Raw genomic sequence first — 23,881 nt, forward strand, 5'->3', positions numbered from 1 at the left:
CGAATTACCGCGTCGATCACCGAGACCGCGGCGCTAAGCGGCAGGGCGGTTGCAGGAGCGCTCTTCGAACATCGTCTCGGATCGTAGCGCCGCCTCCGGCAGCTATTCAGTGCTCCAGCCATTCCTCGGCGTATTTCACCACGCCTGCGATGCCGTCGAGCGCTCCCGGTCGTAGAGGAAGTATCATGCAGTTCTCACCAGGCGCGTCGAATGGCAGCGTGATCGGATAACGGCTCATCGGCTCGAAGCCGAATCGGGGGTAATAAGAGGGAAGGCCGACCAGGACGATGGTGTCAAAGCCGAGCTCGAGCGCCCTCTGACAAGCCGCCTCGACCAGCCTTTTGCCGACGCCCCTGGATTGATAGTCGGGCACCACCGATAGGGGCGCTAGGGCGAGCGTTTCAACGCACGATCCCGAGCCACAGATAGACGCCCTCGTCAGCAGGATGTGTCCCACGGCCCTACCGTCAACCTCGGCCAGAAGGGACAGCGGGGGGATCCAGGCGCCGGTACCACGAAGCCGCTCGATCATCAGGTGCTCGCGATGATCGCTGTAGATCACGTTGTCGTAAGCGCGCACCACAATCTCTGAGATTGCGGGAACGTCCCCGGGGCACTCCGCTCGAACTGCGATCGCTGCCTTCATGCGGGATCCCTACACCCCTGAAGCGGGTTTGCGATGTCCGGTCGGGTCTGGCACCGAAATGAACGAGCGGTCGGAAGGTGAGGGCGGGCGGGATCGCTTGAGGGACCGCTTCCCCTCCGCTCTCTGCTTCAGTCTTGATCCAGAACGACCGTCCGCCCCGTCGCGGCAGAGCGACGCGCGGCATCAAGGATGCGCGCCACAATTAGCGCGTTGTCTAGCGAGGACGGATCCGCCTCAGCCACTTCAACGCGCCCACGGACGACCGCGGCGAGAAAGGCGAACGGGTCGGTGAACGCGGGCACCGGCATGTCGAGCGTCCGGTCTGCCGTCTCGCCGCGGCGGCGCAGCACCAGCGTCTTCCCGTCCGGCGTCGATAGCACGCCGGTCTCGCCGAACAGCTGGATGTCCTTGCGATGGTCGGGCCAGTTCCACGACGCCTGCAGGACGGCCGTGGCGGCGGGGTAGGACAGCACGATCGTCGCTTCGTCGTCGACCCGCGCGTAGACCGGGTCGCGCTTGAGCCGCTGCGTCACCGCGGTGACGCTGATCGGCGCCCTGCCCTGCATCAGCCAGGTCATGAGGTCGGCGCCATAGCAGCCGAAATCCACCATCGCGCCGCCCCCGTTCGCCTTCGGGTCGACCAACCAGGACAGGAACTCGGGCTGTACGCCGATCTCTTTCGGGCCGTAATGACCGTCGCGGAAAACTACCTTGCGGATCGCACCGACGCTACCCGCGGCGAGCGCCCGACCCAGCGCGGTACGGCTTGGATACCAGCTGGTCTCGTAGTTGGTGAGCAGCTGGATGCCATGCCGCCGTGCCAAGGCTGCCATGGCCGCGGCTTCCGCCGCGTCGAAGCTCAGCGGCTTCTCGACCATCACGTGGATGCGCCGCGGCGCGGCTGCCTCGACCACCTCGCGATGCTCCGCCACGGACCCGAACGCCAGCACCGCCTCCGGTTTTATCAGGTCCAACATCGGCGCGAGCCGGTCGTGCACGAGCGCGGGGTCGAGGTGATAATCGCGGACGTAGCGTGCGGCGACGGCTCGATCGGGTTCGTAGATGCCGACAATCTCGACGTCCCCGATCGCGCGCCGCCCAAGAAGACCGCCGACATGGCCGTGCGTGAGGCGCGCGATCGCCACGCGAACTGGTCGATCGGCCGGCCGTGCCGATGCTGTCGAGATCGAGCAGAGCAGCATCAATAGCAGGCTCATCAACCGGTGCATGGGATACCCCTCGTGCTTGATCACCCGTTTCCGGACGGGCGGCCGCTCCGACAATCGTGTCAGTGACGGTGCCACATTCCGTCGACCTGCGTACAGGTCAACGCGTGATGCAGCTGACACATCGGCCTGCCGCGTCGCTGCGGCAGGCGCCTTGTCGCAGGCTTTCTCCGTAGTCGACCGGTATCGGGGCTACTGACCCGTTCCAGTGCGACGGCGGCCTGGGACGGGCGACGGTCGAGCGCGCAGCTGTGCCTCGACCCGCTCGGCCGCCTCCATCACGCGCAGCACGTTGCCGCCGGCCAGCCTGGCGACGTCGGCGTCGGACCAGCCGCGGCGCATCAGTTCGGCGAGCAGCGCGGGATAGGTCGACACGTCACCGAGCCCTGTCGGCAGCGTCGCGCCGACGCCGTCGAAGTCCGAGCCGAGCCCGACGTGATCGACGCCCGCCACCTCGGCGACATGGACGATATGGTCCGCCACCTGCGCCAGCGTCACGGCCGGGGCCGGGTGCGCGCGGAGCCAGGCGGCGTAATCCGCCGCCGCTTTCTCCGGCTGGCCGATGTCGAGGCCATTGTACGGCGGCGAGTTGAGCCGCGCCTTCTCGGCCAGCGAATCGGCGGACCAGCGGCGGTAGGCGTCGGCGACATAGCCCGGCGCATAGTCGACCATCACCACCCCGCCGTTGCGCGCCACCAGCCGCAGCACGTCGTCCGAGACGTTGCGCGGATGGTCGTTGAGCGCGCGCGCGCCCGAGTGCGAGAAGATCACCGGTGCGCGTGTCACCGCCAGCGCATCGCGCATCACCTTCTCGCTGACATGCGACAGGTCGACCAGCATGCCGAGCCGATTGAGCTCGAGCACCACCTTCCGCCCGAAGTCGGTGAGCCCGTCGTGGCGCGGGTCATCGGTGGCGGAGTCGGCCCAGTCGATCGTGCGCGAGTGGGTGAGGGTGAGATAGCCCGCGCCCAGCGCGGCATAGGCGCGCAGCACCGAGAGGCTGCCGTCGATCTGGCCGCCGCCCTCCACGCCGATCAGGCAGGCGATCCGACCCGCCGCATGCGCGCGGCGCACGTCGGCGGCGGTGCGCGCCAGCGCGAACGTGTCGGGGTAGCGGTCGGCGAGCGAGCGGACGAGGTCGATCTGCTCGAGCGTCTGCTCCACCTGCTCCTTGCCGGGCAGGTCGGGCGACACCCACACCGACCAGAACTGGCCGCCGACCAGCCCGCGCCGCAGCCGCGCGATGTCGGTGTTGTAGGCGGGGTCGCTCGCGCCGAGATCGCGCAGGTCCATCGTCCAGCGCGCCTCGCCCTCGCGCTCGCGCAGCGCCTCGGGCCAGTCGTTATGGCCGTCGATCAGCGGGGTCGTCTTGAGCACGCGAGCGACGCGCGCGGCATGATCCTGCGCCGTGGCGGGGACGGCCGCGAGCAGCGCCACCGTCGCGAGCAACGCCGCCCTCAACGGGCGCGCCCGCTGCGGCGCGGCGGGGCGGGCGCGTCATTCTCATTTTCTGCATCGGCGCCGCGCTGGCCGTGGTGGAGCGTCAGCAATGATTCCATCAGTTCCTCCTCGGCGCTCGACATCACCGCCAGCACCTCGGCCTCCTCGCAGCCCGTGGCGGCGAGATAGGCGTGGCCCATGCTCGAGTCGATGTAGATCGCCTGACCAGGCTCGAGCGTGACCGGATCGTAGAATTCGGTCTGCACTTCGACCCGCCCGCTCAGCACGTAGAGAAACTCCTCGCCGGAGTGGCGCACCAGCTCGCCGAATTGCTCGGCCGAACGCGCGCGGATCTTGGTGACGACCGGGATCATGCGCTTCCGCCGCAGCTCGGTGCAGAGGTAATAATAGTCGTAATTGGGCGTCTCCACGCGCACCGAATGCGCCACGTCGCCGAGGCTGCGTCGCGCGGTGACCGGCTGCGCGGCTTCCTCGCTCTCCTCGGCGAACAGGTCGGTCATGCGCAGGCCGAGCCGCCGCGCCAGCGCCTGTAACTTGTCATAGGTCAGCGTCAGCCGGTCGTGCTCGATCTTGGAGAGGGTCGAGACCGGGATCCCGGACTTGGCGCTCATCTCCTTGAGCGTCCAGCCCTCGCGCGCGCGGAGTCCTTTGAGGAGCGCGCCCAGGGTCGGGGGCGATGTCGGCAAAGCGGCGTCCTCCTGAGGGCCATTGACGAAGCGCCTAAACAGGATACGTTCGTCCTGATTAGGATGATACCTGAGGATAACGGCAAGCGGAGGCCGGGGCAATGGGGACGGGACGGATGCTCGCGTGGCTGTCGGCCGCGCTCAGCGCGGGGGTGCTCGCGGCGCTGGCACCAGCACAGGCGCCGGTGAAGCCCAGCGCGCCGACCGTGGCACAGCCCGCCGCCCCCGCGGCGCCGGTCTCGCCCTCGACCGGTCGCGCGCTCACCGGCGCGGACGTGACCGCCTGGCTCGACGGCTACATGCCCTACGCGCTCCACAGCGGCGACATCGCCGGCGCGGTGGTGACGGTGGTGCGCGAGGGCCAGGTGATCGCCGCGCGCGGCTACGGCTATGCCGACGTCGCCAAGCGCCGCCCGGTCGACCCGAACCTCACGCTGTTCCGACCCGGCTCGGTCTCGAAGCTCGTCACCTGGACCGCGGTGATGCAGCAGGTCGAGGCCGGGAAGCTCGACCTCGACGCCGACGTCAACCGCTACCTCGATTTCGCCATCCCCGCCTTTCACGGGCAACCGATCACGCTACGCCAGATCATGACCCACACCGCCGGGTTCGAGGAGGCGAACAAGAAGCTGATCACCTATGACGCGCGCGACGTCGAGCCGATCGGCGCCTATCTCAAGCGCCACATCCCCACGCGCGTCTACGCGCCGGGCACGACGCCGGCCTATTCGAACTGGGCGACGACGCTGGCAGGCTATATCGTCGAGCGAGTCAGCGGCATGCCGTTCGACGACTATGTCGAGGAACGCATCTTCCGTCCGCTCGACATGCGCACCGCGAGCTTCCGCCAGCCGCTCCCGCCGCGTCTGCGCCCGCTGATGGCGCGGGGCTATCCGCTCGGCTCGGGCGATCCCAAGCCGTTCGAGATCGTCGTGCCCGGCCCGGCCGGCTCGCTCTCCGCCTCGGGGCTCGACATGGCCAAGTTCATGATCGCGCATCTCGACGGCGGGCGCGGCGTGCTGCGCCCCGAGACCGCGGCGCTGATGCACGAAAGCCCGCTCGCCCAGGTGAACCCGCGCTCGCTGATCCCGCCGCTCAACCGCATGGAGCTGGGCTTCTTCGAGACCAACATCAACGGCCGCCGCGTGATCGCGCACCTGGGCGACACCAACCAGATGCACACCTCGCTCCACCTCTTCCTGGCGGAGCGCACGGGCCTGTACGTCTCGTTCAACTCGGCCGGGCGCGACGGCGCGGCGCATGTCGCGCGCGGGCAGCTGTTCCAGGACTTCGCCGACCGCTACTTCCCCGGCGCGACGCTGCCGGCCGGGCGCGTCGACGCGGCCACCGCGCGCCGGCACGCCGCGGCGCTCGCCGGCCACTGGCAGGTGAGCCGCACGTCCTTCACCAACTTCGTCGACGTCGCCAATCTGTTCGGCCAGGCCGAGGTGGGCGCCGACGCGCAGGGTCGACTGGTCATCCCCTCGGTCAAGGGCGCCAACGGCGTGCCGGTCAGCTGGGTCGAGGTCGCGCCCTATGTCTGGCGCGACCCCGCCGGGCACGACCGGCTCGCGGCGCAGTTGGTCGACGGCAAGCCGGTACGCTGGAGCTTCGACCTCGTCTCTCCCTTCATGGTGTGGGACCGCGTGCCTGCCTATCGCGACGCCGCCTGGCTGCTCCCCGCGCTCTACGCCAGCCTCGCGGTGCTGCTGTTCACCGCGCTGTTCTGGCCCGCCAACTGGTACCTGCGGCGGCGCTACCAGGCCGCCGCGCCGCTCGCCGGCGTGTCGCTGCGCGCGGCGCGCGCGGCGCGGGTGATGGCGCTGGCGGTGCTGCTGGTGCTGGGCGGCTGGTTCTGGCTGATCTCGGTCCTGTTCGGCGACACCGCGCCGGGCGACGCCGCGCTGACGCTGCTACAGCTCGCGAGCATCGTCGTGTTCGTCGGCGCGGTCGGCATCGCGGCCTGGAACGCGGTCGTGACGTGGCGCGGCGACCGGCCGTGGACGCGCAAGCTGTGGGCGGCGCTGCTGCTGCTCGCCACCCTGGTGGTGCTGTGGGTCGCCGCGGCCTTCCACCTGCTCGCGCTGACGGTGTTCTACTGATGCTGCGACTCTCCACCGAGACCGCGACGCTGCGGCTGGCGCAGCCCTTCCGCATCGCCGGCTATGTCTTCGAGACCGCGGAGGTGCTGGTCGTCACGCTCGACGATGGCACGCACCGGGGGCGCGGCGAAGGCGCCGGCGCTTACTATCTCGGCGACGATCTCTCGAACATGCTGTCGGACGTGGAGGCGGCGCGCGCGACGATCGAGGCGGGGCCGACGCGCGAGCGGTTGCGCGCGCTGATGCCCGCGGGCGGGGGGCGCAACGCGGTCGACGCCGCTTTGTGGGAGCTGGAGGCGCGGCGCAGCGGCACGCCGGTGTGGCGGCTCGCGGGGCTGAGCGAGCCACCGCGCGGGATCGTCACCACTTTCACGGTCAGCGCGGACACGCCCGAGGCGATGGCGGCGGTAGCGCTCGGCTACGCGCGCGCGCGCTCGATCAAGGTAAAGCTGACCGGCGAGCTGGCGCTGGACCTCGCGCGCGTCGCCGCGATCCGGGAAGCACGCCCAGACGTGTGGCTCGGCGTCGACGGCAACCAGGGCTTCGCGCGCGCCGAGCTCGACGCGCTGGTCGCGGGCCTGCTGCCGCACCGCGTGTCCCTGCTCGAGCAGCCGCTCGCGCGCGGCGCCGAGCCCGAGCTCGACGGCTATCGCTCCGCCATCGCGATCGCGGGCGACGAGAGCCTGCTGACGCTCGACGACGTCGCGGGCGCCGTCGGGCGGTTCGACGTCGTCAACATCAAGCTCGACAAGTGCGGCGGGCTCACCGAGGGGCTGCTGATGGCAGCCGAGGCGCGCCGGCTCGGGCTGGGCGTGATGGTGGGGACGATGATCGGCACCAGCCTCGCCACCGCGCCGGGCTTCGTGCTGGGCCAGCTCGCCGATCTGGTCGACCTCGACGGCCCGACCTTCCTCGCCGGGGACCGCGCGCCGAGCGTCCGCTACGACGACGGCCTGCTCTTCGCCGGTGCCGAGGTATGGGGCGGGTGAGCGCCGCCGCGCCGCCCGCGCCGACCTGGTTCGGTCAGCCGCGCGGGCTGACGGTGCTGTTCCTCACCAACATGTGGGAGCAATTCTCTTACTACGGGATGCGCGCGCTGCTGGTCTATTACATGACCAAGCAGCTGATGCTGGGGCAGGCGCAGGCCTCGCTGATCTACGGCGCCTATACCGCCTGCGCCTATTTCACCCCGATCCTGGGCGGCGTGATCGCCGACCGGCTGCTCGGCAAGCGAAGCGCGATCGTGCTGGGCGGCGCGATCATGGCGGCGGGTCACTTCATGATGGCCTTCGAGCCGCTCTTCTACGTCGCGCTGGTGACGATCGCGCTCGGCAACGGCCTGTTCCTGCCGAGCCTGCCGAGCCAGATCGACGACCTCTACGCGGCCGGCGACCCGCGCGTCGGCTGGGCGTACAACGTCTATTACGTCGGGGTGAACATCGGCGGCTTCCTCGCGCCCTTGCTGTGCGGGACGCTGGGCGAGCTGTACGGCTGGCATTACGGCTTCGGCGCGGCCGGCATCGGGATGGTGGCCGGGCTGGGCATCTACCTTGGGGGGCAGCGCCACCTGCCCGCGTCGGCACGCGCCGCGCCGGTGCGCCGCGCCGCGCCGCGCGGCCGCTTCACGCGCGAGGTGGCGCTGCTGCTGATCGCGGTGGCGCTGTGCGTCACCGTCTTCCGCGCCGCCTATGAGCAGGTCGGCAATACCGTCGCACTCTGGGCCGACGCCGGGGTCGATCGCCGCGCCGGCGACGCGATCGTGCCGATGACCTGGTTCCAGTCGCTCAACCCGTTGTTCGTGATGGCGATGACCCCGCCGCTGCTGGCGCGCTGGCGGCGACGCGCCGAGCGCGGCGGCGCGGAGCGGCCAGTGCGGCGCATGGCGGTGGGCGCGCTGATCGTCGCGGGCGCCTATCTCCTGCTCGCCGCGCTGGCGGCGCGCGGCGGCGCCTCGCACTGGCTGTGGCTCGCGCTGTTCTTCGCGCTGCTCACCGTCGGCGAGCTGCACATCCTGCCGACCGGGCTGGGCTTGTTCGCGCGGCTCGCGCCCGCGGGGCTGGGCGCCACCACCGTGGCGGCCTGGTACCTCGCCACATTCGCGGGCAGCCTCGCCGCCGGGCTGGTCGGCACCGCCTGGACCGCGCTCGGGCACGGCGCCTTCTTCCTGCTGCTCGCCGGGCTGGCCGGGCTGGCCGCGGCGCTGCTGGCGGCGATCGATCCCGCGTCGATCGCGGTGATCGGGGTCGGCGAGCGGCGCTGATTTCCGGTTGACTATTCTCCGATCAGGACACTAGCATCCTGATTGGCAACATCGAGGGGGAAGCGATGAGGAACATTCGTCGTAGCGCGTCGGTCGCGAGTGCGCTGGCGCTCCTCCTCGGCGGGGCAGCGGCGGCGCAGCAGGCGTCACCCGAAGTCGCGCCGCCCGAACGCGAGACCGTGCAGGTCGACGACGTCATCGTAACCGCGCAGAAGCGCGAGCAGCTGCTGTCGGACGTGCCGCAGTCGATGTCGGTGCTCGGCGGCGAGGCGCTGGAGCAGCGCCAGGCGCGCACCATCGCCGACTATGCCGCGCTGGTCCCCGGCCTGTCGTTCGAATCGGGCAACCCCGGCCAGACCCGCGTCGTGCTGCGCGGCATCAACGCCGGCGGCGCCAGCCCGACCGTCGCGGTCTACCTCGACGACACGCCGTTCGGTTCGAGCACCGGCCAGACCAACGGCGCGACGCTCGCGGGCGATTTCGACACGTTCGACATCGAGCGGCTGGAAGTGCTGCGCGGGCCGCAGGGCACGCTGTACGGTGCCAACTCGCTCGGCGGCGTGGTCAAATATGTCACCGTCGCGCCCAAGCTGGGCGAGTGGGAGGCGCGCGGGCAGGGCGGCGCCGAGACGGTGCGCGACGGCGGCACCGGCTATTACGGCAACGCGGTGGTCAACGTACCGCTCGGCGACGCGGTGGCACTGCGCGCGAGCGGCTTCTACCGTCGTACCGCGGGCTATATCGACGCGATCGGCATCGCCGACGACGACGTCAACCGCGCGCGCAGCTACGGCGGCCGCGCCTCGCTGCTGCTCAAGCCGAGCGACCGGCTGTCGCTGCGGCTCACCGCGGTGGTGCAGAACATCGACGTGGACTCGCGCAACGCCTTCGACGCCGACCCGGCGACGCTGCGCCCGATCGCCGCCGATCCGTTCACCGGCGCGAGCACCGGCGGGCGCGAGGTGCGCTACCAGCTGTTCCCCGACCGCAACCAGGTGAGCTACCGCCTGTACACCGGCACGCTCGACTATGACCTGGGCTTCGCCAGTCTCACCTCGGTGACCAGCTACAGCCGGCAGGTCGCGACCGATCGCAGCGACGTGTCGTACAATGCGGTGGGCGACGGCGTGACGCTGGCGCAGCTCGCCTCCTCGGCGATCTACGGGCTCGCGCCCGATGCCTATGGCATCTATTATCCCAATCGCTCGACGCAGAAGAAATTCACCCAGGAGGTGCGGCTCGCCTCCACCGGCTCGGCGACGCTGGAGTGGCTGGTGGGCGGCTATTACACGCGCGAGCCGGGGCAGCTCTACCAGCGCTATTTTCCCTATGAGGTCGCGACCGGCCGCCCGGTGACCCCCGCGCCGGCGATCCCCGGCTTCGACGGGCTCGTGCTGGCGCAGCTCGACTCGCGGTACAAGGAATATGCCGGCTTCGGCAGCGCGACGCTGCATCTGAGCGAGGCGTTCGATCTGACCGCGGGCGGGCGCTACAGCCACAACGACCAGCGCACCACGCAGACGCTCGACGGCGCCCTGTTCGGCGGCCTGTCGCAGGAACGAGCGACCTCGCGGCAGGGCGTGTTCACCTGGTCGGTGGCGCCGCGCTACGCCTTCGCGCCGCGCAGCGAGGTCTACGCGCGCGTCGCCAAGGGCTATCGTCCCGGCGGCCCCAACGTGGTGCCGCCCGGCGCCCCCGCCGACTATCCCACGCAGACCGACGCCGACACGCTGATGAGCTACGAGGCGGGCATCCGCGCCGAGACCGCCGACCGCAGCTTCGGCATCGACGTGTCCGGCTATTACCTCGACTGGGACAAGACGCTGATCATCGCGACCTTCCAGACCGACGCCGGGCCGATCTCGGCCGACGCCAACGGCGAGGGCGCGCGCAGCTACGGCGCCGAGGCGACCGCCACGCTGCGGCCGACGCGCGGCTTCACCGTGACCGCCACCGTCGCCTACAATCACTCGCGACTGCGCGGCGACACCGCCAACGGCGGCCGCGACGGCGACCAGCTGCCGTTCGCGCCGAGCTGGAACGCCAATGTCTCGGCCGAATATAGCTGGGACTGGGACGGCACGCGGCCCTATGTCGGCGCCGACGTGTCGACCGTGAGCGACCGCCAGGGCAATTTCGACGCGGCCTACCGCGACGTCTACGGGCGGCGCCTGAGCTTCGACGGCTATACGACCGCCAGCCTGCGCGCGGGCGTGTCGCTCGGCCGGTTCGACCTGTCGGTCTACGCGCGCAACGTCGGCGACTCGCGCGGGCTGGTCTCGGCGGGGACGTTCCAGACGCGTCCCAACGGCGGAATCGAGGTGAGCCCGATCCAGCCGCGCACGATCGGCGCGACGCTCGGGGTCGGGTTCTGACGGTGCGCGACGCTGTCGCTCCGGCCGCGGGCGCGGTGCACGCGCTGGCGGCGCCCTACCTGCTGTTTCTCGGCGACGCGACCGAGCCGGGATTCGCCAAGACCGCGCTGGGGCTGCGCGACTGGGCAGGCGACAAATGCCTCGCCGAGCACGCGCTGCCCGCCGCGACCGTCTCCACCGGGCTGCCGCGGATGACGCCCGCGGCCGCGGCCGCGGCGGGCGCGCGCTCGATGGTGATCGGTGTCGCCAACCAGGGCGGCGTGATCCCGGCGGCGTGGATGCCGGAGCTGGTCGCCGCGGCCGAGGCGGGACTCGACCTCGTCGCCGGGCTGCACACGCGGCTGGGCAACATGCCCACGCTGCGCGAGGCGGCGGCGCGCGCGGGCACGCGGCTGGTCGACGTGCGCGAGCCACCGCCCGCGCTACCGATCGCGACCGGCGCCAAGCGCGCCGGGCGGCGTCTGCTGACGGTCGGCACCGATTGCGCGCTCGGCAAGAAATATACCGCGCTCGCGATCGCGCGCGGGCTGCAGGCGCGCGGACAGGACGCGACCTTCCGCGCCAGCGGGCAGACCGGCATCATGATCGCGGGCGAGGGGATCGCGATCGACGCGGTGGTCGCCGACTTCGCCGCGGGCGCGGCCGAGCTGCTCAGCCCCGCCAACGCGCCGACCCACCTCGACGTGATCGAGGGGCAGGGCTCGCTGTTCCACCCTTCATACGCCGCGGTCTCGCTGGCGCTGCTCCACGGCAGCCAGCCCGACCTGTTCGTCGTCTGCCATCAGCCGATGCGCGCGCAGATCCTCGGCACGCCCGGCTATCGCGTGCCCTCTATCGAGGCGGTCATCGAGCAGACGATCGCGGTCGGGCGGCTGACCAATCAAGCGATCCGCTGCGCCGGTGTGAGCCTCAACACCGCCGGGATGATCGAGGAAGAAGCGCAGGCGGCGATCGCGCGCACCGCGGCGCGGCTGGGCCTGCCCGCGGCCGATCCGATCCGCGGCGGCCACGCCTTCGAGCGGCTGCTCGACGCATGCGCGGGCTGAGCCCCGCCGCGGCCGACCGCTTCCGGCGGTACGTGCTGCCCGGGCTCGCGTTCAAGGCGGTGGTGATCGGCGGCGGCTATGCCACCGGGCGCGAGCTCGCCGAATTCTTCCTGCCCGCGGGCGCCTGGGGCGGCGTGCTCGCGATGGCGCTGGCGACCTTGATCTGGGGCCTCGTCGCCGCGGCTACCTTCCGGCTCGCGCATGCGATCGGCGCGCGCGACTATCGCACCTTCTTCCAGGCGCTGCTGGGGCGCTATTGGGTGCTGTTCGAGGCCGCCTACGCCCTGTTCGTCGTGGTCGTGCTCGCGGTGTTCGGCGCCGCCGCGGGGGAGATCGGCGCGGCGACGCTGGGGCTGCCCCCGCTGGCGGGAACGCTGGCGCTGCTCGTCGGCATCACCGCCTGCGTCGCCTGGGGCAATGCCGGGGTCGAGCGCGTCTTCCTCTGGGTCTCGGTGCTGCTCTACGCTACTTACGCGCTGTTCCTGCTGCTCGCGCTGACGCGCACGAGCGACCGCATCGCCGATGCCTTCGCCGCGGCGGGGCCGCCCGCACCCGGCTGGGCGCTCGGCGGGCTGACCTATGCGGGCTACAACATCGTCGGCGCGGTGATCGTGCTGCCGGTGACACGCCACCTCCGCTCGGGCCGTGACGCGGTGATCGCGGGCGCGCTGGCGGCGCCGCTGGCGATGCTGCCCGCGCTGCTGTTCTTCGTCACCATGGCGGCCTTCCTGCCCGAGATCGCGGGGACGGTGCTGCCGTCGGACTATATCCTCACGCGGCTCGGCCACCCGCTGTTCCACCTCGGTTTCCAGCTGATGATCTTCGCCGCGCTGCTGGAGAGCGGCACCGGCGCGGTGCACGCGGTGAACGAGCGGGTCGCGCGCGCGCGTGGCCGCGCGACGCTGTCGCCCGCGGCGCGGGCGCTGCTCGCGCTGGCGCTGCTCGCGCCGTGCATGTTGCTAGCCGAGCGCGTCGGGCTCGTCGGGCTGATCGCGGGCGGTTACCGGCTGCTCGCGGCGCTGCTGATCCTGATCTACGTCGTGCCGCTGCTGCTGCTCACCCTGATGGGCCGCGGCGTACCGGCCGAGCCGGAGCCGATCGTATGAGATACGCCGCACCCGTGCTGCTCGCCGCGCTCGTCGCCGCGCCCGCGTCCGCCGCACCGCCCAAGGGCTTCGACGCGCGCGTGGAGCAGGTGATGAGCGCCTCGGGCACGCCGGGCATGGCGGTGGCGATCGTCGAGGACGGCAAGGTCACGCTCGCCAGGGGCTATGGCGTGCGGGGGCAGGGCGCGCCCGAACGCGTCGACGCGAGCACCGCCTTCCTGATCGGCTCGACCGCCAAGGCGATGACCGCCGCCGCGATCGCGACCCTGGTCGATGCGCACAAGCTCGACTGGGACGACCGCGTCGTCGACCATCTCCCCGGCTTCCAGATGTACGATGCCTGGGTGACGCGCGAGATGACGGTGCGCGACCTGCTGGTGCACCGCAGCGGGCTCGGGCTGGGCGCGGGCGACCTGCTGTACGTGCCCCGCGGCAGCTATGCGCGCGCGGAGATCGTGCGGCGGCTGCGCTACATACCGCCCGCGACCAGCTTCCGCAGCGGCTATGCCTATGACAACGTGCTCTACACCGTCGCGGGGCAGCTGATCGAGGCGGTGAGCGGGCAGACGTGGGAAGACTATGTCCGCGCGCACGTGCTCGCCCCCGCGGGCATGGTGGGTGCGACCGGCGAGCTGGCGACCTTCTGGGCGATGCCCAACCGCGCGCTGCCGCACGCGCGCTTCGGCGGCGCGGTGCGCGGCACCGGAGAGATGCGCGGGCTCGACGAGCACGACCAGCTGCCGCAGGCCGCCGCGCCCGCCGGGCTGATCGCGGCGAGCGCCACCGACATGGCGCGCTGGCTCCAGGTGCAGCTACGCGGCGGCGTCGCGGCGGACGGCACGCGCGTCTTCTCCGCCGCGGCGGGGCGGGAGATGTGGGCGCCCGTGACGCCGATCCCGATCACGCCGCTGCCCGAACCGGTCGCGGCGACCACGCCGACCTTCGACGCTTATGCACTCGGCTGGGAGGTGCGCGACTATCGCGGCGAGCGGATCGTATGGCACGCCGGCGGGCTGTTCGGCATGACCTCGGTGGTGGTGCTGATCCCCGCGCGCCACGTCGGCTTCGCGATCGAGCTCAACAGCGAGGAAGCCGCGCCGCGGCACGGGCTGATGTGGGAGCTGATCGACCATTATCTCGGGGCGAAGCGGCAGGACTGGCCCGCGCGCTTCACGCGGTATCGCGCGCAGCGGATCGCCACGGCCGAGACGGCGGTGCGCGCCGCCGCGGCCACGCCCGTCAAGGTCGGGCCGTCGCTGCCGCTGGCGCGCTACGCCGGGCGCTACGTCGACCGCTGGTACGGCCCGATCGAGGTCGGCGGCGACGCCGCCGGGCTGACGGTGCGCTTCGTGCCGACGCCGCGCATGGCGGGGCGGCTCGAGCATTATCAGTATGACACGTTCGTCGCGCGCTTCGACGATCCCGCGATCGAGCCCGCCTATCTGACGTTCGCGCTCGATGCCGCGGGCAAGGTGGCGCGGGTGACCGCGCAGCCGGTGTCGCCGATCGCCGACTTCAGCTTCGACTATGCCGACCTGCTGTTCGAGCCCGAGCCCGCGAGGTGAGACGATGACGATGAAGACGCTCCTGCTGGCGCTGCTCCCCGCTATGCTGGTCGCCGCGACGCCGGCGCAACGCCCGCCCGTCGCGCCGCCCGTGGCGCCTGGTGATGCCGCTCCGCCAGCGCCCGCCACGCCCGCGACGACGCCCCAGCTCACCGCCGCCGACGTCGGCGCCTGGCTCGACGGCTATATGCCCGCCGCGCTCCAGGCCGGGAAGATCGCGGGCGCGCAGGTGGCGGTCGTCAAGGACGGCGCGATCCTGTTCGAGAAGGGCTATGGCTATGCGGACGTCGCCGCCAAGACGCCGATGGACCCGCGCCGCTCGCTGATGCGGATCGGCTCAACCTCCAAGCTGCTCACCTGGACCGCGGTGATGCAACTGGTCGAGGCGGGCAAGATCGACCTCGACGCCGACGTCAATCGCTACCTCGATTTTCGCATCACGCCGCCCGGGCGCGCGGTGACGGTCAACGACCTGATGCAGCATCGCGGCGGCTTCGAGGAGGGGCTCAAGGACCTGCTCGCCAGCGATCCCAAGCTGCTCAAGACGACCGAGCGCTATCTCAAGGAGAATACCCGCCCGTTCCTGTTCAGGCCGGGCGAGGCGCCGGCCTATTCCAACTACGGCGTCGCGCTCGCGGGCTATATCGTCCAGCGCGTCTCGGGCGAGCCGTTCGAGGCCTATGTCGCGCGCCATATCACCGGCCCGCTGGGCATGGCGCACACCACCTTCGTCCAGCCGCTGCCGCCCGCGCTCGCGCCGCTCGCGGCGAAGGGGTACGACACCAGCGACGGCCCGCCGCACGCTTATGAGCTGGTCGGCACCGCGCCCGCGGGCAGCGTCGCCGCGACCGCGGACGACATGGCGCGCTTCATGCTCGCGCATCTCGGCGGCGGAAGCTACGGCGGCGCGCGGATCCTGCGCCCCGAGACCGTGGCGTTCATGCACCGCCCGCCGGCGCCGCCCGCCGCGGGCTTCGACACGATGGCGCACGGCTTCTTCTGGATGCAGCGCAACGGCACGACGGTGATCGGCCATGGCGGCGACACGATCGTCTTCCACACCGACCTCGCGCTGCTGCCCGAGAAGAACGTCGGCCTGTTCATGAGCTTCAGCAGCCGCGGCGAGCGCGACGCGGTCTATGGCGCGCGCGAGCGGCTGTTCGACCTGTTCATGGACCGCTACTTCCCGGCCAAGCCCGCGCCTCTGCCGCCCGCGATCGCCAGCGCCGCGGCGGACGCGCGCGCGCTGGCGGGGCATTACGAGAGTTCACGGCGCGTCGAGACCGGCTTCATCAGCCTGTTCTACCTGCTCCAGCAGGACGTGGTGAGCGCCAACGACGACGGCACGATCAGCGTCTCCTCGATCGAGGGCAAGCGCTTCCGCGAGATCGCCCCCGCCCTGTGGCGCGCCGTCGACGGCACGCGGCTGCTGCGCGTGACCGAGCTGCGCGGGCGGCGTACGCTCGTCGACAGCCAGAATCCGGTCGGCGTCCTCCAGGCAGTGCCCGCGGCGCGCAACTCGACGATCTTCCAGACCGTTGCGGGCGTGTCGCTGCTGGTGCTGCTGCTGACCGTGATCGCCTGGCCGGCGGGCTGGTGGATCCGGCGGCGCTACGCCGCACCGCCGCTGGCGAGCGGGCGCGCGGCGCGCGCGCGGCTGCTGGTGCGCGTCGCCGCGGTCGCCGACCTCCTCTATGTCGCGGGCTGGTACACGATCGTCGCCCCGATCCTGAGCCAGCAGGTCGACGCCTATAATGCCACGCTCGACGGCATGATCCGGCTGCTCCAGGTCGCCGCGCTGATCCCGATCGCGGCGGCGCTGATCGGCGTGTGGAACCTGGTGGAAGCGTTCCGTGGCGCCTTCGGCTGGGGTGTACGGCTGCGCGCCACGCTGGTGTCGCTGGCGTTCCTCGGGCTGCTGTGGGTCGCCGCGATGGCGCATCTGATCGGCTGGAGCCTCAACTACTGAGCGTGGCACTCTCCACCAGCACCAGCGCGCGCATCTTGGCGAGGAGCAGCTCTGCGACGCCGTCCTCGAGCCCGCTCACCGCGACGCCGATGCGATACGTGTCGCCGTCGCGCTCGACCGACGCCGCGTCGAAGGCGATCGCGCGCAGCGCCAGCAGGTTGAGCACGCGCAGCGGCAGGTCGGGCGAGGCCTCGCCGGCGACGAGGAAGTGGACGGTCATGCGGGTAGGCCTCGGTCGGATCGTTGGCGCGCAGGATGGCAGCGGCGCGGCGGAAAAGGTCTCCTCATCCGCACCGGAGACGCTAAGCTGGGGCATGATCCACCGGAAATATGTCGGATCGCGGCAGGAATGACCCCGCTCGACGAATATGAGCGCCGCATCCTGCGCGAGTTGCAGCGCGACGGGCAGCAGACTGTCGCCGAGATCGCCGCCAAGGTCGGCCTGTCCGCCTCGCCATGCTGGCGCCGCATCGACCGGCTCGAGCGCGAGGGCGTGATCCGCGGCCGCGTGGCGCTGGTGGATCGCCGCAAGGTCGGGCTCAGCGCGCATATCTTCGCGCAGGTGCGGCTCAACGCGCACGGCCGCGCCAATCTCGACGAGTTCGCCGACGCGATCCGGGGCTTCCCCGAGGTGCTCGACGCTTATGTGCTGATGGGCACCACCGACTTCATGCTGCGCATCGTCGCGCGCGACATCGACGCGTACGAGCGCTTCTTCTTCGACAAGCTGAGCCGGCTGCCCGGCGTGCAGGAGATCACCTCCACCGTCGCTTTGTCCGAGATCAAATCCACGTCCGAGCTGCCGATCTGACCCGAACCTTCCGAGGAGCCGCCATGAAGCGCCTGTTACCGCTCGCCGCCCTGCTACTCGCCCCGCTGCCGCTGGCAGGCGCCACCGCGCCGCCGCGCTACGACGTGGTGATCCGCGGCGGTACGATCTACGACGGCACGGGCGGTACGCCCTTCGTCGGCGACGTCGCGATCGCCGGCGACCGGATCGCGGCGATCGCGCCGCGCATCGCGGGGCGCGGCGCGACCGAGCTGGACGCGCGCGGCAAGGCGGTGTCACCCGGCTTCGTCAACATGCTCGCGCACCCGGAGGAGAGCCTGCTGGTCGACGGCCGCGCGCTGTCGGACCTCACGCAGGGTGTCACGCTGGAGGTGATGGGCGAGTTCTCGATGGGACCGCTCAGCGCGACGATGCGGCGCGACATGGTCAAGGAGCAGGGCGACATCCGCTTTCCCGTCAGCTGGACGACGCTGGGCGGCTATCTCGACGGGCTGTCGCGCCGCGCGATCGCGCCCAACGTCGCCTCCTTCGTCGGCGCGGGGACGGTGCGCGAGGCGGTGCTCGGCGCCGACGACGTCCAACCGACGCCGGCGCAGCTCGAGCAGATGCGCAGAATGGTCCGCGCCGCGATGGAGCAGGGCGCGCTCGGGCTGACCGACATGCTGATCTACACGCCCGCCACTTTCGCCAGGACGCCCGAGCTGATCGCGCTGGCCAAGGTGTCGGCCGCGTGCGGCGGGATCTACACCGTCCACATGCGCAGCGAGGGCGACCGGCTGGAGGAGGGCGTGGCGGAGACGATCGCGATCGCCGAGGCCTCTGGAGCGCCCGCCGAGATCTACCATTTCAAACAGGCCGGACGCGACAATTGGGGCAAGATCGACCGAGTCATCGTGACGATCGACGCGGCGCGCGCGCGCGGCGTGCGCGTCTCGGCCAACATGTACACCTATACCGCCGGCGCGACCGGGCTCGACGCGGCGATGCCGCCCTGGGTGCAGGCGGGCGGTCTCGACGCCTGGATCGCGCGGCTGAAGGATCCGGTGACGCGTGCCAAGGTCGCCGCCGCGATGCGCGAGCCGCACCCGAGCGACTGGGAGAATCTGCTCGCCGGCGCAGGCGCGGAGGGGACGCTGCTGCTCGGCTTCAAGAACCCGAAGCTCAAGCCGTTGGCGGGCAAGACGCTGGCCGCGGTGGCGCGCGAGCGCGGGAAGTCGGCCGAGGAGACCGCGATGGACCTTGTGGTCGAGGACGGCTCACGCGTCGGCATCGCCTATTTCCTGATGAGCGAGGACAATGTGCGCAAAGCCATCCGCCAGCCGTGGATGAGCTTCGGCTCGGACGAGGCCGCGCCCGCGCCCGAGGGTGTGTTCCTGCGTACGAAGGATCACCCGCGCGCCTACGGCAATTTCGCGCGGCTCCTCGGCCACTATGTCCGTGACACGCACGACCTGACGCTGGCCGAGGCGGTGCGGCGGCTGACCAGTTTGCCGGCCGACCATCTCGCGATCACGGACCGCGGTCGGCTGCGCGCCGGGCAGTTCGCCGACGTCGTGGTGTTCGACCCCGCGACGATCGCCGACCGTGCGACCTATGAGCAGCCGGCGCGATTGGCGACGGGTGTCAGCACCGTCTTGGTCAACGGACGGTTCGCGTTGCGCGACGGTCGACCGACGGGCGCCCACACCGGGCGCGTGGTGCGAGGCCGCGCCTACCGCATTGGTGGGGGAGGCGGTTGCCGCGCCGCGGCAGCGGACTGGCGATGGTATTAAGCTCGCGCTGGCGCGGTAAACACCGCCCGCGGAGCGCGCATAAGACGCCTCGAGGCGCTGCCCCGGTCACGGTCACCGACGTTCTTGGCGTCGCATGGGCATCGCGTCGATCGTCTCTTCGAGGAGGGTCGCGGAGATCGGGCGTGTCTGGCGGAGCTTGGTGCCACCGTCCTTGCCGACCAGGAGCGTCGAAAAGCCGTCTGGTGGAAGGCGAAAGCGTCTCCTCAGGCTTGCCGCTGCATCACGTGCGCCTGTCACCCGCTCGCCCACGACCTCGACCACCGTCACGTCGCGCTCCGCAGCCGCTTCTCTCCATCGTGCGATGATCCGTCGCTGTTGCTGAAGCTTTGGATCCTGCTCGTGGGAGGCGGCGACGAGCAGCACGCGCTGCTGCCACCGCATCGCCGCGATGCTGGAAGGAGCCGCTGCCGCCAGCGACAAGGCGATGAGCAGTTTGGATGCCATCATGTAACCGCAACGCGCTGGCGCTCATGACGTTTCGCCTGGCCGGGGAGGGACTCTTCGCGGCCGGATGGAGGACGTCAGACGGTCGCAGCCATATCGCTGGCCTCGATCGCGGCGCTGGCGTCACAGGCCGATCCGGGCGGTACGACACGACGCACCCGTGGCGCGGCCGGTGAAGGAGAAATCGGTCCGTCGGCGCGAGCGACGGAGCCGGCCGCAGCCGATGAGGCATGATCGCGGCTCAGCCGACATCCCGCGAAGGAGCGCCGGCCGGGAAGGCCGTCACGCGAAGCTTGGGCGCGCCATAGGGGATCAGGACGATCGTCCGAGCGTCGCCTGACGGTTCGACCGTCGCCGGTGGGGGCGCCGCCGCACCGTCGACGATGTCCCAGCCACTGACGGGCACCAACCGCGTCGACAGGACGACCGCGGGAGACCGTCGCGAGAACGGGACCGGTCCGACCGCGCGCTCGATCCGCTCGATCGAGGGGTCACCCGTCACGCCGAACGCCCAGCGACTTGCCGGACGAATCTCCCAGTCCGCCGTGAGCCCGCGCTGGCGCGCCTTGGTCCACTTCTCCTCGACCGGCAGCGCGAACACGAGCGCACCGTCCTCGAAGCTGGTCCAACCTTCCGGGGTCACCACGGCGCGCGGGCGGCTGGTGAAGGCGAGTTCGATGCGATCGCCGGCACGCCACTCGCGCTCGATGCGCACGAACCCCCCGTCGGGTCGCACGGACTGTGCTGCGCCGTTGACGAGGACGGTCGTCTGCTGGGACCAGCCCGGGACTCGCAGCCGGATCGGGAAGGTCAACGGTCGGGCGGGCTCCACCGCGATGTCGATGGCGTGGCGGAATGGATAGTCGGTCTCCTGCCGCAACGTGACGGGCACGTCACGCACCCGCGTCGCGACGGTGCAGGGCGCGTAGAGCGTCGCCGCCAGTCCGCTATCGGCCGAGGCCATCCACAGGTGCGTCGTCAGCTTGGGCCAGCCCTGGTGAAAGTTGGCGGTGCAGCAGCCGAAATGCGGCTCCAGCCCGAACATGTTCGATTCCGGCCCGTTGGTCGTCCACGGTCCGGGACCGTGGACGCATTGCACCTGATTCGGCTGCTGGTCGTATTGGTGCGCCCACATGTCGTCGGTGAAGGTGGCGGGCAGCGCATTATAGGCCAGCCGCTCGATTCGGTCGGCCAAGCCCGCGTCGCCGGTGATCGCCAGCGATTGCTCGAGCGAGTACATCGCCTCGACGATCGCGCACAGCTCGACGCCTTGGCTGGGACTGCGCCCGGCGAGATGCTCGTCGGCCGAGTAGATACCGATCGGCAGCCCGTGGTAGCGGTCGAGCGCGCCGAGCTGGCGCTGGATCGCGGCGCGATCCGCCGCGTCGCCGGATACCACCGACCAGACCGGCGAGACCTTGAGCGCCTGCGCGTTGTTGACGCCGTGGACCGACAATGCCGGGTCCTTGAGCCCCTCGGGCACCTCGCCGGGGATGTCGGGCTTGTCGAGCCCGATCGCCTGTTTGCTGGTCTTGGTGCGATAAGGGTAGTCGGCGAACAGCCCTTGCCAGTCATAACCCTGCCGCTTGAGCAGCGCTGCGAGCTCCAGCAGCGAGGCATCGCCGGTGCGATTGTACAGCCAGATCACCGAGACGACCTGGTCCTGCCAGCGGAACTTGCCCCAGTCCTTCAGCGGGCGTGCGGGCAGCGCCTCGAGCTGGTGCGCGAAATAGGCGGTCATCAGCCGGAGCACGCGCGGGTCGCCGGTGAGCTCGTGATATTGCGTCAGCACCTTGAGCATCACCATGCGCGGCCACCAATCGTCGTTGCTGGCGGGGCCGAACATGCCGTCGGGGCGCTGGCTCGCCAGCGTCCACTCGACGAAGCGCTGCGCCTTGGCCTTGAGGGCGGGGTCGTCGAGCTGCCACGCCAGCGGCAGCAGCCCGTCGACGAAATAGGGGCCCCGCTCCCAGCTCTCGCCGGTGCCGCCGAGCCAGCCGCTGTTGGCGCCGACGTCGGGCCAGGTCTCGTCGAGCCGCCCGCCCATGCCGCGCGCCTGGATCTCGAGCTGGCGGCGCAGCCAGCCAGCCGGGCGGATCGCACCGGTGGGCAGCGGCTGGAACGGCTGCGGCGCGAGCGGCGCGCGATTCTGCGTCAGCGGCGCGGCGCCGGGCGCGGCCTTCGGTGCGGCGTGGAGCGGGGCAACCTTCGCGATGCCGGCGAGCGCCGCGCTGGCGGTGGTGGCGCGGAGCAGGGCGCGGCGGCTGATCGAATAGGCCATGTTGTCCTCCTCGTTATCCGGCTTACTTCGCGGCGCGCGCGGCCCATTTGCGCCACAGCGCCGGGTCGTCGAGCATCTTGATGTACACGCCGCCCACGACCGCGCGCGCCTGGAAGCCGACCTGCGCGCCGTCGGTCGTCTCGTACCAGTCGCTCAGCGGCACGCGCGTGGGCGTCTCCTGCATGTAGCGGTGGAGCGGCTCGACCAAAGCCGCGAAGGTGGCACGGTCGTCGGCCAGCGTCGCACTCCAGGTGATCCAGTCGAGCTTGGTATAGGTCTTGCGACTGTCGAGCGGCAGGCCGTACTTGCCCTGGTGGCGCTGGTAGAAGGCCAGCTCGCTGCGCCGGAGCGACGCTGGGAACAGCCCGCGGCCCAGCACCTTGTCCCACACGAGATTGTACTTCTGGCTCCACGTGCCGGGCTGGTCGAAGGCGAGCCTGGTATGGTCGCCGTCCTGCGCCATCACCTGCCAGCGCGCCGCCATCTGCTTGGCGGTGGTGCGATAGCGCGCCGCGTCCTGCTTCTTGCCGAGCAGCCGGGCCAGTTCGGCATAAGCGTCGAGCGCGCTGATCGCCTTGATCGACAGGTTGGTGTTGTGCGCGAGATGCCCGGCGAAATCGTCGGTGCTGAGCTGGTTCTCGGGGTCGAGCCCCTTGTCGCGGAGGAACTCGGCCCATCTCGTCAGCAGCGGCCAGTAGCGCTCGGCGAAAGCGGCGTTGCCCTGCACCTTGGCGAGCGCGCCGATCATCAGCAGCATGTTGCCGCTCTCCTCGACCGGCATCTGATCGTCCTCGCTGCGCTCGCCGCCGCCATAGACCTGCCCGTCGGCCTGGGGGTAGGTGCCGATGTCGTGCGGCGCGAACGGGAAGCGCCAGCGCGGCATGCTGGCATAGTCGAGGATCGGGCGCAGCTGCGCCTCGAGCAGGCGCGGGTTGAGCAGCAGGTAGAAGGGCGAGGTGGGGTAGGTGATGTCCACCGTCGCGATACAGCCGTTGCTGAAATTCTCCTTGGAGAAATAGAGCGGCGTGCCGTCGATGTCGGCGACCAGTTTGTGCGCCGCGAGGGTCTGGCGATAGGCGAGCACCGCCAGCTCGGCATAGCCGCGGCCGCCGGCCCGCTCGAGATCGGCGGTGAGCTCACGGTCGAAGGCGGCGGCGCGCTCGCGCAGCGCCGGCTCGTCGCGCTCGGCGACCTGGAGCAGCTGCGCCATCGTCATGCCGTCGCGGCGCCAGTAGGCGGGAAGGCGGCGCTTGAAATATTCGATCGAGTCGATGTCGTCATAGGCGAGCATCGCGCGCCGCGTCACCGGCTCGGCGGCGACGCTGCCGAGATCGAAGCGCGCCGCCAGCAGCGGTCGGTTCTGGTGCGCCAACCGCGGCATGGCGAGATCGTCGGGCACCGGCGCGGTGCCGTCGCGGAAGGCGGCGCGCTCGCCCTCGCCGATCGTCGCGGTGGTGGTGCCTGGCTGCTGCGGCACCGCCAGCTGCGCCCAGCCCCAGTCGATCCGCACGTTGTCGCCGACCTTCTGGAGCACCTGCTGCGACGTCGTGCCGACGCGCATCACGTTCATGTCGCCGACGCGGCTGCTGCCCCACACGACCTGCTGCTGGTCGTCGTTGACCGCGAGCTGCGCGCTGGCGTCGACATAGACCTGCACCGCGTGCGCGCGCCCGTCGGTGGAGCGCACGGTCCAGCTGAGATAGGTGACCGGGCGCGAGACCAGGTCGAGGTCGTCGGGCAGCGCGGGCGAGAGGAAGGTGGCGGTGAGCCGCACCCCCCCGCCGTCGAAGTCGTAGCTGGTGCGCGTCGGCGTCAGCTCGCGCGACACCTGCGTCATCGTGTCGCCGCGCCCGCCGCCCATGAAGCGCAGCGCCTTGCCGTCGACGCGGACCCAGCCGCTGACCTGCTGCTCGCTGCCGGTCCAGTGCCGCGTCGGCGCGTCGTTGAGCCGGTCGGTCAGGCTCCACAGGCTGAAGTAGGGGTCGTGCGCGACCAGCGGCGTGGCGGGCGTGCGCACGGTGACCGGTGCCTGCGCGCGGAGCGGCGCGGTGAGCGGCAGCGCGACGAGACAGGCGAGCGTGAGCGCGCGGGCGGCGAGACGGGTAGCGGGCATCCTGGCTCCTGCGTGAGG

Annotated in this window: 18 protein-coding genes; 10 read left to right on the forward strand and 8 right to left on the reverse strand. The window is 70.9% G+C overall.

What is annotated here, in order from left to right:
• Positions 1 to 106: 106 nt before the first annotated feature.
• The 4 genes from K7957_RS10860 to K7957_RS10875 all read right to left on the reverse strand — a co-directional run bounded on the left by K7957_RS10860 (position 107) and on the right by K7957_RS10875 (position 4,019).
• Entirely contained in the window at positions 107 to 646 is a 540-nt protein-coding gene (locus tag K7957_RS10860) for a GNAT family N-acetyltransferase (RefSeq protein WP_223012000.1), read from the reverse strand.
• A 128-nt stretch (positions 647 to 774) separates the two neighbouring features.
• Positions 775 to 1,929, reverse strand: coding sequence for a Gfo/Idh/MocA family protein (locus K7957_RS10865; protein ID WP_223012001.1), 1,155 nt, complete (start codon positions 1,927 to 1,929; stop codon positions 775 to 777).
• A 135-nt stretch (positions 1,930 to 2,064) separates the two neighbouring features.
• Complete coding sequence (locus tag K7957_RS10870; protein WP_223012002.1) at positions 2,065 to 3,333, reverse strand: dipeptidase; 1,269 nt, start codon at positions 3,331 to 3,333, stop codon at positions 2,065 to 2,067.
• The gene (locus K7957_RS10875) at positions 3,330 to 4,019 is read right to left on the reverse strand and encodes a helix-turn-helix domain-containing protein (RefSeq protein ID WP_223012003.1); all 690 of its coding nucleotides are present in this window, start codon (positions 4,017 to 4,019) and stop codon (positions 3,330 to 3,332) included. The genes K7957_RS10870 and K7957_RS10875 overlap by 4 nt, the downstream gene beginning before the upstream one ends.
• Before the next feature lie 116 nt (positions 4,020 to 4,135).
• Here K7957_RS10875 and K7957_RS10880 point away from each other — a divergent pair, with 116 nt between their 5' ends.
• The 8 genes from K7957_RS10880 to K7957_RS10915 all read left to right on the forward strand — a co-directional run bounded on the left by K7957_RS10880 (position 4,136) and on the right by K7957_RS10915 (position 16,442).
• Complete coding sequence (locus tag K7957_RS10880) at positions 4,136 to 6,121, forward strand: serine hydrolase domain-containing protein (RefSeq protein ID WP_223012004.1); 1,986 nt, start codon at positions 4,136 to 4,138, stop codon at positions 6,119 to 6,121.
• On the forward strand, positions 6,121 to 7,110 hold the full coding sequence (locus tag K7957_RS10885) for a dipeptide epimerase (RefSeq protein ID WP_223012005.1): 990 nt from the start codon (positions 6,121 to 6,123) through the stop codon (positions 7,108 to 7,110). The genes K7957_RS10880 and K7957_RS10885 overlap by 1 nt, the downstream gene beginning before the upstream one ends.
• Positions 7,098 to 8,381, forward strand: a complete 1,284-nt coding sequence (locus K7957_RS10890; RefSeq protein WP_223012006.1) for a peptide MFS transporter — start codon at positions 7,098 to 7,100, stop codon at positions 8,379 to 8,381. The genes K7957_RS10885 and K7957_RS10890 overlap by 13 nt, the downstream gene beginning before the upstream one ends.
• Positions 8,382 to 8,446: 65 nt before the next feature.
• On the forward strand, positions 8,447 to 10,756 hold the full coding sequence (locus K7957_RS10895) for a TonB-dependent receptor (protein ID WP_223012007.1): 2,310 nt from the start codon (positions 8,447 to 8,449) through the stop codon (positions 10,754 to 10,756).
• Between the two features lie 2 nt (positions 10,757 to 10,758).
• Positions 10,759 to 11,802 (forward strand): N-acetyltransferase DgcN family protein, encoded by a 1,044-nt coding sequence (locus K7957_RS10900; RefSeq protein ID WP_223012008.1) that lies wholly within the window; start codon positions 10,759 to 10,761, stop codon positions 11,800 to 11,802.
• Positions 11,790 to 12,908 carry a hypothetical protein gene (locus K7957_RS10905; RefSeq protein ID WP_223012009.1) on the forward strand — a complete coding sequence of 373 codons (1,119 nt, stop codon included), beginning with the start codon at positions 11,790 to 11,792 and terminating at the stop codon, positions 12,906 to 12,908. Before K7957_RS10900 ends, K7957_RS10905 begins: the two co-directional genes overlap by 13 nt.
• A complete protein-coding gene (locus K7957_RS10910; protein ID WP_223012010.1) occupies positions 12,905 to 14,473 on the forward strand; it encodes a serine hydrolase in 1,569 nt (522 codons plus the stop codon). The genes K7957_RS10905 and K7957_RS10910 overlap by 4 nt, the downstream gene beginning before the upstream one ends.
• A gap of 10 nt (positions 14,474 to 14,483) precedes the next feature.
• The gene (locus tag K7957_RS10915) at positions 14,484 to 16,442 is read left to right on the forward strand and encodes a serine hydrolase domain-containing protein (RefSeq protein ID WP_223012011.1); all 1,959 of its coding nucleotides are present in this window, start codon (positions 14,484 to 14,486) and stop codon (positions 16,440 to 16,442) included.
• Here K7957_RS10915 and K7957_RS10920 read toward each other — a convergent pair.
• Complete coding sequence (locus tag K7957_RS10920) at positions 16,432 to 16,662, reverse strand: hypothetical protein (protein WP_223012012.1); 231 nt, start codon at positions 16,660 to 16,662, stop codon at positions 16,432 to 16,434. The genes K7957_RS10915 and K7957_RS10920 overlap by 11 nt on opposite strands.
• 129 nt (positions 16,663 to 16,791) lie before the next feature.
• Between K7957_RS10920 and K7957_RS10925 the strand changes: the two genes are divergently transcribed.
• Positions 16,792 to 17,253 (forward strand): Lrp/AsnC family transcriptional regulator, encoded by a 462-nt coding sequence (locus tag K7957_RS10925; protein ID WP_223012013.1) that lies wholly within the window; start codon positions 16,792 to 16,794, stop codon positions 17,251 to 17,253.
• A gap of 23 nt (positions 17,254 to 17,276) precedes the next feature.
• Positions 17,277 to 19,004: an N-acyl-D-amino-acid deacylase family protein gene (locus K7957_RS10930; RefSeq protein WP_223012014.1), complete on the forward strand. Its 1,728-nt coding sequence runs from the start codon at positions 17,277 to 17,279 to the stop codon at positions 19,002 to 19,004.
• Between the two features lie 72 nt (positions 19,005 to 19,076).
• Here the strand turns inward: K7957_RS10930 and K7957_RS10935 are convergent, their stop codons facing one another.
• The 3 genes from K7957_RS10935 to K7957_RS10945 all read right to left on the reverse strand — a co-directional run bounded on the left by K7957_RS10935 (position 19,077) and on the right by K7957_RS10945 (position 23,863).
• Entirely contained in the window at positions 19,077 to 19,469 is a 393-nt protein-coding gene (locus K7957_RS10935; protein ID WP_246616973.1) for a DUF4174 domain-containing protein, read from the reverse strand.
• A 241-nt stretch (positions 19,470 to 19,710) separates the two neighbouring features.
• A complete protein-coding gene (locus K7957_RS10940; RefSeq protein ID WP_223012016.1) occupies positions 19,711 to 21,750 on the reverse strand; it encodes a beta-L-arabinofuranosidase domain-containing protein in 2,040 nt (679 codons plus the stop codon).
• Positions 21,751 to 21,772: 22 nt separating this feature from the next.
• The gene (locus K7957_RS10945) at positions 21,773 to 23,863 is read right to left on the reverse strand and encodes a glutaminase family protein (RefSeq protein ID WP_223012017.1); all 2,091 of its coding nucleotides are present in this window, start codon (positions 23,861 to 23,863) and stop codon (positions 21,773 to 21,775) included.
• Positions 23,864 to 23,881 lie beyond the last annotated feature (18 nt).

The organism is Sphingomonas yunnanensis, assembly GCF_019898765.1.
GTDB lineage: Bacteria > Pseudomonadota > Alphaproteobacteria > Sphingomonadales > Sphingomonadaceae > Sphingomonas > Sphingomonas yunnanensis.

Excerpts from the sequence above, each read along its gene's own strand:
- K7957_RS10860 (WP_223012000.1), bottom strand. The coding sequence starts at position 646 with ATGAAGGCAGCGATCGCAGTTCGAGCGGAGTGCCCCGGGGACGTTCCC.
- K7957_RS10880 (WP_223012004.1), top strand. The coding sequence starts at position 4,136 with ATGCTCGCGTGGCTGTCGGCCGCGCTCAGCGCGGGGGTGCTCGCGGCG.
- K7957_RS10885 (WP_223012005.1), top strand. The coding sequence starts at position 6,121 with ATGCTGCGACTCTCCACCGAGACCGCGACGCTGCGGCTGGCGCAGCCC.
- K7957_RS10890 (WP_223012006.1), top strand. The coding sequence starts at position 7,098 with ATGGGGCGGGTGAGCGCCGCCGCGCCGCCCGCGCCGACCTGGTTCGGT.
- K7957_RS10895 (WP_223012007.1), top strand. The coding sequence starts at position 8,447 with ATGAGGAACATTCGTCGTAGCGCGTCGGTCGCGAGTGCGCTGGCGCTC.
- K7957_RS10905 (WP_223012009.1), top strand. The coding sequence starts at position 11,790 with ATGCGCGGGCTGAGCCCCGCCGCGGCCGACCGCTTCCGGCGGTACGTG.
- K7957_RS10910 (WP_223012010.1), top strand. The coding sequence starts at position 12,905 with ATGAGATACGCCGCACCCGTGCTGCTCGCCGCGCTCGTCGCCGCGCCC.
- K7957_RS10915 (WP_223012011.1), top strand. The coding sequence starts at position 14,484 with ATGAAGACGCTCCTGCTGGCGCTGCTCCCCGCTATGCTGGTCGCCGCG.
- K7957_RS10920 (WP_223012012.1), bottom strand. The coding sequence starts at position 16,662 with ATGACCGTCCACTTCCTCGTCGCCGGCGAGGCCTCGCCCGACCTGCCG.
- K7957_RS10925 (WP_223012013.1), top strand. The coding sequence starts at position 16,792 with ATGACCCCGCTCGACGAATATGAGCGCCGCATCCTGCGCGAGTTGCAG.
- K7957_RS10930 (WP_223012014.1), top strand. The coding sequence starts at position 17,277 with ATGAAGCGCCTGTTACCGCTCGCCGCCCTGCTACTCGCCCCGCTGCCG.
- K7957_RS10935 (WP_246616973.1), bottom strand. The coding sequence starts at position 19,469 with ATGGCATCCAAACTGCTCATCGCCTTGTCGCTGGCGGCAGCGGCTCCT.
- K7957_RS10940 (WP_223012016.1), bottom strand. The coding sequence starts at position 21,750 with ATGGCCTATTCGATCAGCCGCCGCGCCCTGCTCCGCGCCACCACCGCC.
- K7957_RS10945 (WP_223012017.1), bottom strand. The coding sequence starts at position 23,863 with ATGCCCGCTACCCGTCTCGCCGCCCGCGCGCTCACGCTCGCCTGTCTC.